Origin of the sequence: Streptomyces sp. 840.1, from assembly GCF_003751445.1 — a bacterium.
GTDB lineage: Bacteria > Actinomycetota > Actinomycetes > Streptomycetales > Streptomycetaceae > Streptomyces.
This window is the reverse complement of record NZ_RJUU01000001.1, coordinates 2,928,074-2,939,859: the sequence shown is the minus strand read 5'-3', so window position 1 is coordinate 2,939,859 and position 11,786 is coordinate 2,928,074. Positions and strand designations below refer to the sequence as shown.

Here is an 11,786-nt window from a genome sequence, read left to right as displayed (position 1 = left end):
CGTGACCGAAACAGGCTCTCTGCGGGCCACCGGCCACGAACGGCCCGGGAACGCGAAATGGGCCCCTCCCCCACCAGGGGGGAGAGGCCCACACGCGAACGACGGGCGGAAGCCGGTCAGACGGCGACGGGCACCCGGTCCGGCTCGCTGTCCCGGACCTCGGCTTCGGCCTCGTCGACCGGAGAGGCCGAGGCCGAGTTGTACATGTCGTGGTCGAGGATCTTCTCGCGGGCCGAGACCAGCACCGGGACGAGCGCCTGGCCGGCCACGTTGGTGGCGGTCCGCATCATGTCCAGGATCGGGTCGATGGCCATCAGCAGGCCGACGCCCTCCAGCGGGAGGCCCAGGGTCGACAGGGTCAGCGTCAGCATGACCGTGGCGCCGGTGAGGCCGGCGGTGGCCGCCGAGCCGATCACGGAGACGAACGCGATCAGGATGTAGTCACCGACACCCAGCTGGACGTCGAAGATCTGCGCGATGAAGATCGCGGCCAGTGCCGGGTAGATCGCGGCGCAGCCGTCCATCTTGGTCGTCGCACCGAACGGGACCGAGAAGGAGGCGTACTCCTTCGGGACGCCGAGGCGCTCGGTGACCTGCTGGGTGACCGGCATGGTGCCGACCGAGGAGCGCGAGACGAACGCGAGCTGGATCGCGGGCCAGGCGCCCTTGAAGAACTGGAGCGGGCTGACCTTGGCGACGGTGGCCAGGAGCAGCGGGTAGACGCCGAACATGACCAGGGCGCAGCCGATGTAGACGTCGGCGGTGAAGGTGGCGTACTTGCCGATCAGGTCCCAGCCGTAGTCCGCGATGGCGTAGCCGATGAGGCCGATGGTGCCGATCGGGGCGAGGCGGATGACCCACCACAGGGCCTTCTGGAGGAGCTCCAGGATGGCTTCGCTGAGGTTGAGGATCGGCTGGGCCCTGTCACCGAGCTGCAGGGCGGCGATGCCGGCGACGGCGGCCATGAAGACGATCTGAAGGACGTTCAGGTCGGTGAACGGGGTGATCACGTTCTCCGGGATGATGCCGGTCAGGAAGTCGAGCCAGGAGCCCGCGTGCTCGGGGGCCTTGCCGTCCTTCGGTGTGAGGCCGGTGCCGGAGCCCGGGTTGGTGATCAGACCGATCGCGAGGCCGATGGCGACCGCGATCAGCGAGGTGATCATGAACCAGAGGACGGTGCGGCCGGCCAGCCGGGCGGCGTTGTTGACCTTGCGCAGGTTGGTGATCGACACCAGGATCGCGAAGAAGACGAGGGGCGCGACGGCCAGCTTCAGCAGCTGGACGAAGATGTGGCCGACCTTGTCGAGCGTGGTGTAGAGCCAGCCGATGTCCTGGCTGCGGGCGAGCCAGCCGAGCAGTACGCCGAGGACGAGACCGGCGACTATCTGGGCCCAGAACGGGACCTTGGGTATGCGGAAACCGGAGCCGGAGGGCTCTTCGGTGGTGGCGGACGCGGGGTTCGCGGACACGGACACACTCCAGATGTGACGCATCGGGACGCACGGGGACGGTGTGCGGAGGGGACGGGGGGTGCGGCGCCCGCGTCAGAGGCGGCGCCGCTGCATGATGCCGTTCAGACGTTGCGGCAACAGACCGCGGACATACAGCGGCAGAGATCGACATGCAGGCGCGCCACGAGCGGGATGCTCGGGGCAGGTCGGAGGCGCACAGCTGTCTTCATGCCGAACACGTTAACACTTGAACTTTGAGAACCTCAAAGGTCTTCTTTGATGTGAGACTGCGCCCCGACGCCCGGCGTCACCCGGCGGTGCTCCCCAACTGGCCCCGGGGAACGCGAAAACCCCAGTACCGGAGCGTTCGCTCCGGCGCTGGGGTTTCGGGAAGAATGGGTGCGGGTGTGAGGCAGCTTACATTTTCCCTACTGGGTGACGCTGTCCTCGCGGGTCCGGTTCGCCTCCAGGCGCGCCTTGGTGCGGTCGACCTTGGAGACGATCTGCTCGGACATCTCGTCGCGCTGCTTGCGCAGCAGAACGTAGCTGAGCGGTGCGGAGAGCACGAGGGCGAGCAGGATGACCCAGATGATGTTCGAGCCGCCCGCCCCGGACGGCAGCAGCCCGTAGTTGACGGCCACGGCGGCGAGCGCGAAGCAGCCGACGAAGATACTGAGACGCATCGCGGTGTACCGGATCATTGCGCTCGGCTTTGCAGCGGACACAGCTCGCCTTCTCTCTACGTGACAGTCCTGCCCGTCCAGTGAAGCATGCCCCGTAATCGAGCGGTTCGCAGGGCTCCGCACAAGGGCTCAGCCGAGCGGCAGCAGCATGATGATGTCGTCGCGGTCGTCCCCGTCGGCCACCCGGATCGCGTCCGGCACCCGCCCGACCTCCTTGTAGCCGCAGGCGGCGTAGAAGCGGTCGGCGCCCGTGCCGCCCCGGCAGGTGAGCCGGATGGCCTCGATGCCCTCGATGGAGCGCGCGGCGTCGGCGGCCGCGGCCATCAGGTCGCGTCCGTAACCCCGGCCCTGGTGGCGGGGGTGGACCATCACCGTGTAGAGCCAGACCCAGTGCGTCATCAGCCGGTGGCTGTTGCGGGTCAGGAAGGCGGTGGCGGCAACGACGCCGTCCTCGTCGCGGCCGACCAGCAGCCGGGTGCGCTCCTCGGTCATGGCGACGAGGTGCTTGACCAGCTCGGGCCGGACGTCCTCGACCGTGACGGGCGGCACAAAGCCCACCGCGCCGCCCGCGTTGGACACATCGGCCCAGAGTGCGGCGATGCCGTCCCGCAGAGGCCTGTCGAAGGGCGGGTCCCACTCAAACGTAAGTGCCATACAGGCAGATTAACCATTACGGGCGCTGCCCTCAAACCCTGTCCGGAACGCGAGAGAGCTCCGGCCGGGGACGGCGGCCGGAGCTCTCGCAGGGCGTTGCGCGCGCCCGGGGCGCGCGCCGGGGTTCAGACCCGCATGGGCTGCGGCGACTCGCGCCGGTCCGCGTCCGGGCCCGGGTACTCACGGAGGATCTCGTACCGGGTGTTGCGCTCGACGGGCCGGAAGCCCGCGTCGCGGATCAGGTCCAGCAGGTCCTCGCGGCCGAGCTTGTTCGGCGTGCCGTAGTTGTCCGCGTCGTGCGTGATCTTGTACTCGACGACCGAGCCGTCCATGTCGTCCGCGCCGTGCTGCAGCGCGAGCTGGGCGGTCTGCACACCGTGCATCACCCAGAACACCTTGACGTGCGGGACGTTGTCGAAGAGCAGCCGGGAGACCGCGAAGGTCTTCAGCGCCTCCGCGCCGGTCGCCATCGTCGTGCGCGCCTGGAGCTTGTTGCGGACCTTGCCGTCCTTCATGTCCACGAAGTCGTGCTGGTAGCGCAGCGGGATGAAGACCTGGAAGCCGCCGGTCTCGTCCTGGAGCTCACGCAGCCGCAGCACGTGGTCGACGCGGTGGCGGGGCTCCTCGATGTGCCCGTACAGCATCGTCGCCGGGGTCTTGAGACCCTTCTCGTGCGCGAGCCGGTGGATGCGCGACCAGTCCTCCCAGTGGGTGGCGTGGTCGACGATGTGCTGACGGACCTCCCAGTCGAAGATCTCCGCGCCGCCGCCGGTCAGCGACTCCAGGCCGGCGTCGATCAGCTCGTCGAGGATCTCGGAGGCGGAGAGCCCGGAGATGGTCTCGAAGTGGTGGATCTCGGTGGCGGTGAACGCCTTGAGGGAGACCTCCGGCAGCGCTTCCTTCAGCGCGCTCAGCGAACGCGGGTAGTAGCGCCACGGCAGGGTGGGGTGCAGCCCGTTGACGATGTGCAGCTCGGTGAGGTTCTCGCCCTGCATCGCCTTCGCGAGGCGCACGGCCTCCTCGATGCGCATCGTGTACGCGTCCTTCTCGCCCGGCTTGCGCTGGAACGAGCAGTACGCGCAGGACGCGGTGCACACGTTCGTCATGTTGAGGTGGCGGTTGACGTTGAAGTGGACGACGTCGCCGTTCTTCCGCGTACGCACCTCATGGGCCAGACCGCCGAGCCAGGCCAGGTCGTCGGACTCGTAGAGCGCGATCCCGTCCTCGCGGGTCAGCCGCTCGCCGGCCCGGACCTTCTGCTCCAGCTCGCGCTTGAGTCCCGCGTCCACTAGGGCGCCTCCCATTTCTCTACGTAACAGACTTCGCTCACCGTACTCCCCCGCCCGGAGCGGCCGGGGGACCCCCCGTCAGCCCTCTTCGGGCAGCTCGCCGACGCGGTTCTCCCACTTGGTGGACAGCACGATCGTGGTGCGGGTGCGCGAGACGCCCCGGGTGCCGCTGAGGCGGCGGATGGTCTTCTCCAGGCCGTCCACGTCACCGACGCGCACCTTGAGCATGTAGGAGTCGTCGCCCGCGATGAACCAGGCGTCCTCGATCTCGGCGAGGTCCTTCAGCCGGTGCGCGACGTCCTCGTGGTCGGCGGCGTCGGAGAGCGAGATGCCGATCAGGGCCGTGACGCCGAGCCCGAGGGAGGCCGCGTCGACGGTGGCGCGGTAGCCGGTGATGACCCCGGCGGACTCCAGCCGGTTGATGCGGTCGGTGACGCTGGGCCCGGAGAGCCCCACGAGCCGGCCCAGCTCGGCGTACGAGGCCCTGCCGTTCTCCCTGAGGGCCTGGATGAGCTGCCTGTCCACCGCGTCCATGTGAATGGAACCTTCCATTAATCAGCAGTATCGCGAGTCTATGTGTAGAATCTAAGGCACGCAGGCGTCAGAGCCTGCAAATCTTCCCGAGCATCCAAAAAATGCTTTCGAATCTTCGAATCCTCAGGAGTGAGAACACCGTGTACACGATCGAGATGGCCTACGCCCGGATGCGCGAGCTGCAGGACCTGGCCAACCGCTCGCGTGCCCACCAGCCCGCCGCCGCGCACCGGGTCGACCGGACCCGCACCCCGCGCGCACCCAAGAAGCGCTGACCCCGCCCGGATCAGCCACGGGAGCCGCCACCGAGCTCTCCCTCCCAGCGGCGGTACAGCTGGTGCGGCACCCCTGCCGCGTCCAGCACCCGCCCCGCGACGAAATCCACCAGATCCTGGATGTGCGTCGCACCCGCGTAGAACGCCGGAGAGGCGGGCAGCACGACCGCGCCCGCCTCGTCCAGGGCCACCAGCGCCTTGAGCGTCTGTCCGCTGAGCGGGGTCTCGCGGACCGCGACGACCAGCTTCCGCCGCTCCTTGAGCGTCACGCTCGCGGCCCGCTGCAGCAGATCCTTCGAGAGCCCGAGCGCCACCCCGGCCACACACGCCGTCGAGGCCGGGACGATCAGCATCCCCTTCGCCGGGTACGAACCCGAGGACGGCCCGGCCGCCAGGTCACCGGCCGCCCAGTGCCGCACCCCCGACACGTCCACGTCGAAGGTGTGCGGCTTGCCGTCGGCGCCCCGCGCCAGCCAGCCGCGCAGGTCCTCCTGCCAGTGCGCGTCGCGGAACGCGATCCCCGTCTCGTCCAGCAGGGTCAGCCGCGACGCCCGGCTCACCACCAGATCGACGCTCTCCCCCGCGGCCAGCAGACCGCGCAGCACCGCAGCGGCGAATGGTGTGCCCGAAGCGCCCGAAACCCCGACAATCCAAGGCTGCCGCTGCTGCTGACTCACTGAAATCCCGGAATCCACAGAACCGAGCCTATCCGGCACGCACCACCCGGAACCGAGCCAGGGGCTCCGCGCGTTCCGAGGTGTGAAGGGGGGCGTTCCATGAACGGCATGCGCATGACGACCGGGACCCGCGTCCTCGCGGCGGGCGCGGTCATGCTGGGCTGGGTCGGGCTGCTCTGGGTGCTGGAGGGCATCGACCTCGCGAGCGGCCACAGCCTGGACAGCCACGGGATAAGCCCCCGCGAGCCGGGGGAACTGCTCGACATCGTGCCCGCCGCCTTCCTGCACAGCGGCTGGGCCCACGTCGCCTCGAACAGCGTCCCGCTGCTGGTCCTCGGCTTCATAGCCGCGCTGGGCGGGCTGCGCCGCTTCGCCGGCGTGGTGCTCACCGTGATCGTCACCGGCGGCCTGGGCGTCTGGCTCACCGCCCCGGCGAACACCGTCACGCTCGGCGCGTCGGGCGTGGTCTTCGGCCTCTTCGGCTACCTGCTGGTCCGCGGCTTCGTGGACCGCCGCCCGCTGGACGTGGTCATCGGCGTGCTCGTGGCCGCGGTGTACGGCTCGCTGCTCCAGGGCGTCCTGCCGACCGATCCGGGCGTCAGCTGGCAGGGCCACCTCTTCGGCCTGGCCGGCGGGGCGCTGGCCGCGTTCGTCCTGCGCCGGGGCGCCCGGCCGCTCAGACCGTCAGGCCCCGCAGCAGCAGATCCAGCAGGGCACACGCGAACAGGGCCATTCCGATGAATCCGTTGACCGAGAAGAACGCCCGGTTCAGCCGCGACAGATCGTGCGGCCGCACCACCCGGTGCTCGTACACGAAGGCGACGGCGACGATCACCATGCCGATCCAGTAGAAGAGCCCCGCCTCGGTGGCCAGGCCGAACCAGACCAGCAGTCCCGTCGTCACCGCGTGGCAGACCCGCGCGCCCCACAGCGCCGCCGGGATACCGAAGCGCGCCGGGAACGACAGCACCCCGTGGGCGCGGTCGGCCTGCACGTCCTGGCAGGCGAAGATCAGGTCGAAGCCGCCGATCCAGATCCCGACGGCGAGCCCCAGGATCACCGCGTCCCACGACCAGCTCCCGGTCACCGCCAGCCAGGCACCGACCGGCCCCATGGCCTGGGCGATGCCCAGGATGGCGTGCGGGTAGTTCGTGAACCGCTTCCCGTACGGGTAGACGACCATCGGGATCACCGCGAGCGGCGCGAGGGCCAGGCAGAGCGGGTTGAGCAGCGCCGCCGCGCCGAGGAAGACGACGACCGCGACGAGCGCCCCCGTCCACGCCGAGCGCACCGACACCGCGCCGGTCACCAGCTCACGGCCGGCGGTGCGCGGATTGCGGGCGTCGATCTCCCGGTCGATGATCCGGTTCGCGGCCATCGCGAAGGTGCGCAGCCCGACCATGGCGACGGTGACGAGCAGCAGGGTGGCCCAGTGGATCGACTCGTCGTCCCGGAACATCGCGGTGAGGGCGGCGATGAACGCGAAGGGCAGCGCGAAGACCGAGTGCTCGATCATCACGAGCCGCAGGAATGCCTTGACCTTGCTGTTCGGTCGCGCGGGCCCGGAGCCCAGGGTCGCTTCGGCGGCGCTCACAGTCCGTATTCCTTCCACCGGCGGTCGACCTTCGCCGCCGTGTCCGGGTCGGACTCGACCATGTCCGGCCAGCCCCCGTCCCGGGTGTAGCCCTCCTCGGGCAGCTTCTTCGTCGCGTCGATGCCCGCCTTGCCGCCCCAGAACTGCTGGTAGGAGGCGTGGTCGAGATGGTCGACGGGCCCCTCGGCGACGGTCAGGTCCCGCGCGTAGTCGGTGTTGCCGAGCGCCCGCCAGGACACCTCGTGCAGATCGTGGACGTCGCAGTCGGAGTCCACCACGACGATCAGCTTGGTCAGCGACATCATGTGGGCGCCCCAGATGGCGCTCATCACCTTCTGGGCGTGCTTCGGGTACTTCTTGTCGATCGAGACGATCGCGCAGTTGTGGAAGCCACCCGACTCGGGCAGGTGGTAGTCCACGATGTCCGGCACGATGATCTTGAGCAGCGGCAGGAAGAACCGCTCGGTGGCCCGGCCCAGCGGCCCGTCCTCGGTCGGCGGCCGGCCGACCACGATCGACTGGAGCAGCGGACGCTTGCGCATGGTCACGCAGTCGATGGTCAGCGCGGGGAAGGGCTCCTGCGGCGTGTAGAAGCCGGTGTGGTCGCCGAACGGTCCCTCGGGCAGCGTCTCGCCGGGCTCCAGCCAGCCCTCGATGACGACCTCGGCGTTGGCCGGGACCTGGAGCGGGACGGTCTTGCAGTCGACCATCTCGATGCGCTTGCCCTGGATGAACCCCGCGAACAGGTACTCGTCGATGTCCCCGGGCAGCGGCGCGGTGGAGGCGTAGGTCACCGCGGGCGGCGCTCCGAAGGCGATGGCGACCGGCAGGCGTTCGCCGCGCCTGGCGGCGACCTGGTAGTGGTTGCGGCTGTCCTTGTGGATCTGCCAGTGCATCCCGATGGTGCGGCGGTCGTGGCGCTGGAGCCGGTAGAGCCCGAGGTTGCGGACGCCGGTCTCGGGGTGCTTGGTGTGGGTGAGCCCGAGGTTGAAGAACGAGCCGCCGTCCTTGGGCCAGGTGAACAGCGCGGGCAGCCGGTCCAGGTCCACGTCGTCGCCGGTGAGGACGACCTCCTGGACGGGGGCGTTCTCCGCCTTCACCTTCTTCGGCGGTACGTGGACCATCGTGCCGAGCTTGCCGAAGGCCTCCCGGACGCCGACGAAGCCGTGCGGCAGCTCCGGCTTGAGGAGTCCGCCGATCTTGTCGCTGATCTCGGAGTAGGACTTGAGCCCGAGCGCCTTCAGGAGCCGCTTGTCGGTGCCGAACACGTTCATGGCCAGGGGCATCGACGAGCCCTTGACGTTCTCGAAGAGCAGTGCGGGCCCGCCGGCCTTGTTCACCCGGTCGACGATCTCACCGACCTCCAGATAGGGGTCGACCTCGGCCTTGATGCGCTTGAGCTCGCCCTCGCGCTCCAGAGCCCGGAGGAGGGATCGAAGATCGTCGTAAGCCATACGCCCCAGTATCGGCCACCCGCTACCCTGGGCCCGTCACCGGGGCGGGCTTTGCCCCGCCAACTCTCCTCGGGGGGAAACTTCCACCATGCTCCGGGCCCTGATCTATCTCCTGCCGCTGGCACTGACGATCTTCGCGTTCATCGACTGCCTGAACACCCCGGAGGACGAGGCCAAGCACCTGCCGAAGATCGCCTGGGTCTTCATCATCCTGCTGTTCTGGATCGTCGGCCCGATCGTGTGGCTGGCCGCGGGCAAGGTGCGCGAGGTGCCGGCCGACGGCCGTACGCCCTCCGAGTGGCACCGCAACGGGCGCTCCCGGTGGGTGGCGCCGGACGACAATCCCGAGTTCCTCAAGTCCCTGAAGGAAGAGAACAAGCAGGACGAGGCGGTCCTCAAGGACTGGGAGGCGGACCTGCGCCGCCGCGAGGACGAGCTCAAGCGGCGTGAGAGCGGGGCGGGTCCGGAGGAGTCGGCGCCGCCCGCTTCGTAACGCGGGACGGATCAGGCGTACAGCAGCTGTCCCAGCCGTTCGAGCAGGGGCAGCAGCGCTGTGCGCTCTTCCGGCGTGAGCGCTTCGAGCGCGCCGTGCACGGCGCGCATCTCGGCGCGGATGGTGTGGGCGAGCGCGGTGCCCTCGGGGGTGCGGCTCGCGACCTTGGAGCGGCGGTCGCCGGGGGCGGGGGTGCGGACGACCAGGCCGCGGGCCTCCATGCGGCCGATGAGGCCGGTGGCGTTGGACGCGTCGCAGACGAGGTGGGCGGCCAGTGCGCTCATCGGCATCGGCTCGGTGAGCGCGATCAGCGCGCGGGCCTGCGAGGTGGACAGCCCGTGGCGGGCGGCGACGGCGGTGAGGTCGTCGTGGTGACCGCGCACGACGAGGGCCAGCGGCTCCAGGAGGTCTTCCGGGGCGGGGGCGGCTCGATCGTCCGGAGCAGTGTCGGCGCGGGGCGTCGGTTCGGTGGTCATGGTCGGCCATTCTTCGATCGGCATCCGCCGACATTTATTTGACATGCTCAATATTTGGCAGTTACATGAAATGGATTGCTTGAGCATATCAAGTTCTGAGCCAGACCCGCTCGCCAGCTTTGCAGGGAGTACCCCCATGCCCTCCGTACTGTTCGTTCTCACCGGCGCCGACCACTGGACCCTCAACGACGGCACCACCCACCCCACCGGGTTCTGGGCCGAGGAGCTGGCCGCACCGCACCGGGTCTTCACCGAAGCCGGATACGCCGTCACCCTCGCCACCCCCGCCGGCGTCGCCCCCACCGTCGACGTGGGCAGCCTGACGGCCGCAGCCAACGGCGGACAGGCGCAGGCCGACGCGGTCGCCGCGTACCTCGACTCGATCGGCCCCGAGCTCCGCGCACCGGCCCGGCTGGAGGACATCCACCCCGACCGCTACGACGCCGTGTTCTACCCGGGCGGCCACGGCCCCATGGAGGACCTCGCCGTCAGCGAGCTCTCCGGACGGCTGCTGACCGCCGCGCTCGACTCCGGCACCCACCTCGGCGTGCTCTGCCACGCCCCGGCCGCCCTGCTCGCCGCCCGCCGCGAGGACGGCTCCTGGCCCTTCGCCGGCTACCGCATGACCGGCTTCAGCAACGCCGAGGAGTCCATCGGCGGGCTCGCCGACAAGGCGCCCTGGCTGCTGGAGGACCGGCTCGTCCAGCTGGGCGCCGACTACACCGCCGCCGCACCCTTCGCCCCGAACACCGTCACCGACCGCACCCTGCACACCGGCCAGAACCCGGCCTCCTCCGAGCGGCTCGCCCACGAGATCGTCGCCGCGCTCGCCCCCGTCGAGACCCCGGCCGAGACCGTCGACCGCCTGCGCTGCACCTTCCGTACCGGCCGCACCAAGAGCCTCGACTGGCGGACCGGCCAGCTCAGGCAGCTGCGCGCGCTGCTCACCGAACGCGGTGACGAACTGGCCGACGCGCTCCACGCCGACCTCGGCAAGAGCCGCAAGGAGGCCTACCGCACCGAGATCGACTTCACCGTCCGCGAGATCGACCACACCCTTGAGCACCTGGCCGACTGGCTGCGGCCCGAACCCGCCCCCGTACCGGCCCGGCTCGGCGGCGCCACGGCCCGCACCGTGCAGGACCCGCTCGGCGTCGTCCTCGTCATCGCGCCCTGGAACTACCCGGTGCAGCTGCTGCTCGCCCCGGTCGTCGGCGCACTGGCCGCCGGCAACACCGTGCTGGCCAAGCCGAGCGAACTGGCGCCCGCCACCTCAGCGGCCGTCGCACGGCTGCTGCCCCGCTACCTCGACGAGGACGCGGTCGCCGTCGTGGAGGGCGCGGTCCCCGAGACCACCGCACTGCTCGCCGAGCGCTTCGACCACATCTTCTACACCGGCAACGGCACGGTGGGCCGGATCGTGATGGCCGCCGCGGCGAAGCACCTGACCCCGGTGACCCTCGAACTGGGCGGCAAGTCGCCGGTCTTCGTCGACCGCGACACGGACCTGAAGGCGGTCGCGGGACGGCTGGCGGCCGGCAAGTTCCTGAACGCCGGCCAGACCTGCGTCGCCCCCGACTACGTACTGACCGACCCGCAGACCGCCCCCGCGCTCGCGGACGCGCTCGCCACCGCCGTCGAGGAGCTCTACGGGGCGGACGCCTCGGCACACCCGGAGTACGGCCGGATCGTGAACCGGCGCCACTTCGACCGGCTGACCGCGCTCCTCGGCTCGGGCCGCACCGTGACCGGCGGCACGTACGACCGGGACGGCAAGTACATCGCCCCGACCGTGCTGGCCGACGTGGCACCGGACGCGCCCGTCATGCGGGAGGAGATCTTCGGCCCGGTGCTGCCGGTCGTCACGGTGGACGGCCTCGACGAGGCCATCGCGTTCATCAACGACCGGGACAAGCCGCTGGCCCTGTACGCGTTCACCGAATCGGACGCGGTACGCGAACGGCTGGTCGCCGAGACGTCGTCGGGCGCCGTCGGGATCGGTCTGCCGCTCGCCCACCTGACCGTCTCGGACCTGCCGTTCGGCGGGGTCGGCGAGAGCGGCATGGGCAGCTACCACGGCCGCTACTCACTGGAGACGTTCAGCCACCGCAAGGCCGTCCTGGACACGCCTCTCGCCTGAGTGCGTCAACGGCGACGGCCCGCATCCCGGAGAAAAGGGATGCGGGCCGTCGCCGTGTACCGGCCG

Annotated in this window: 13 protein-coding genes and 1 pseudogene; 5 read left to right on the top strand and 9 right to left on the bottom strand. The window is 70.0% G+C overall.

The genetic code is table 11. From position 1 onward, the window contains the following. Positions 1-116 precede the first annotated feature (116 nt). From EDD93_RS13510 to EDD93_RS13490, 5 genes are all read right to left on the bottom strand, one after another. On the bottom strand, positions 117-1,469 hold the full coding sequence (locus EDD93_RS13510) for a dicarboxylate/amino acid:cation symporter (RefSeq protein WP_123525387.1): 1,353 nt from the start codon (positions 1,467-1,469) through the stop codon (positions 117-119). Between the two features lie 410 nt (positions 1,470-1,879). After that, the gene (locus EDD93_RS13505; RefSeq protein ID WP_051386654.1) at positions 1,880-2,134 is read right to left on the bottom strand and encodes a DUF4229 domain-containing protein; all 255 of its coding nucleotides are present in this window, start codon (positions 2,132-2,134) and stop codon (positions 1,880-1,882) included. Positions 2,135-2,263: 129 nt separating this feature from the next. Then, on the bottom strand, positions 2,264-2,788 hold the full coding sequence (locus EDD93_RS13500; protein ID WP_123525386.1) for a GNAT family N-acetyltransferase: 525 nt from the start codon (positions 2,786-2,788) through the stop codon (positions 2,264-2,266). A 125-nt stretch (positions 2,789-2,913) separates the two neighbouring features. After that, entirely contained in the window at positions 2,914-4,077 is a 1,164-nt protein-coding gene (gene mqnE / locus EDD93_RS13495) for an aminofutalosine synthase MqnE (protein ID WP_073737183.1), read from the bottom strand. A gap of 78 nt (positions 4,078-4,155) precedes the next feature. Then, entirely contained in the window at positions 4,156-4,611 is a 456-nt protein-coding gene (locus EDD93_RS13490; RefSeq protein WP_073737182.1) for an Lrp/AsnC family transcriptional regulator, read from the bottom strand. A gap of 140 nt (positions 4,612-4,751) precedes the next feature. Between EDD93_RS13490 and EDD93_RS40175 the strand changes: the two genes are divergently transcribed. Further along, a complete protein-coding gene (locus EDD93_RS40175) occupies positions 4,752-4,886 on the top strand; it encodes a hypothetical protein (protein WP_260255715.1) in 135 nt (44 codons plus the stop codon). An 11-nt stretch (positions 4,887-4,897) separates the two neighbouring features. Here the strand turns inward: EDD93_RS40175 and EDD93_RS13485 are convergent, their stop codons facing one another. Next, positions 4,898-5,563, bottom strand: coding sequence for a UbiX family flavin prenyltransferase (locus tag EDD93_RS13485; protein WP_123525385.1), 666 nt, complete (start codon positions 5,561-5,563; stop codon positions 4,898-4,900). A gap of 99 nt (positions 5,564-5,662) precedes the next feature. Here EDD93_RS13485 and EDD93_RS13480 point away from each other — a divergent pair, with 99 nt between their 5' ends. Next, positions 5,663-6,304, top strand: a complete 642-nt coding sequence (locus tag EDD93_RS13480) for a rhomboid family intramembrane serine protease (RefSeq protein WP_123525384.1) — start codon at positions 5,663-5,665, stop codon at positions 6,302-6,304. On the opposite strand, the gene mqnP is transcribed toward EDD93_RS13480, so the two are convergent. Both mqnP and EDD93_RS13470 read right to left on the bottom strand, forming a co-directional pair. Continuing rightward, complete coding sequence (mqnP, locus tag EDD93_RS13475) at positions 6,240-7,157, bottom strand: menaquinone biosynthesis prenyltransferase MqnP (protein ID WP_123525383.1); 918 nt, start codon at positions 7,155-7,157, stop codon at positions 6,240-6,242. The two genes, EDD93_RS13480 and mqnP, sit on opposite strands and share 65 nt — an antisense overlap. Then, the gene (locus EDD93_RS13470) at positions 7,154-8,611 is read right to left on the bottom strand and encodes a menaquinone biosynthesis decarboxylase (protein ID WP_123525382.1); all 1,458 of its coding nucleotides are present in this window, start codon (positions 8,609-8,611) and stop codon (positions 7,154-7,156) included. Before EDD93_RS13470 ends, mqnP begins: the two co-directional genes overlap by 4 nt. Positions 8,612-8,699: 88 nt before the next feature. Here EDD93_RS13470 and EDD93_RS13465 point away from each other — a divergent pair, with 88 nt between their 5' ends. After that, a complete protein-coding gene (locus EDD93_RS13465) occupies positions 8,700-9,104 on the top strand; it encodes a PLD nuclease N-terminal domain-containing protein (protein ID WP_123525381.1) in 405 nt (134 codons plus the stop codon). An 11-nt stretch (positions 9,105-9,115) separates the two neighbouring features. Here the strand turns inward: EDD93_RS13465 and EDD93_RS13460 are convergent, their stop codons facing one another. Continuing rightward, on the bottom strand, positions 9,116-9,580 hold the full coding sequence (locus EDD93_RS13460) for a MarR family winged helix-turn-helix transcriptional regulator (protein ID WP_123527745.1): 465 nt from the start codon (positions 9,578-9,580) through the stop codon (positions 9,116-9,118). Positions 9,581-9,716: 136 nt separating this feature from the next. Here EDD93_RS13460 and EDD93_RS39910 point away from each other — a divergent pair. Together EDD93_RS39910 and EDD93_RS13455 are read left to right on the top strand one after the other, a co-directional pair. Continuing rightward, positions 9,717-10,409, top strand: a pseudogene (locus EDD93_RS39910) (type 1 glutamine amidotransferase domain-containing protein); the annotation flags it as partial. Further along, positions 10,395-11,720 (top strand): aldehyde dehydrogenase family protein, encoded by a 1,326-nt coding sequence (locus EDD93_RS13455; RefSeq protein WP_221217346.1) that lies wholly within the window; start codon positions 10,395-10,397, stop codon positions 11,718-11,720. The pseudogene EDD93_RS39910 and the gene EDD93_RS13455, both read left to right, overlap by 15 nt. Positions 11,721-11,786 lie beyond the last annotated feature (66 nt).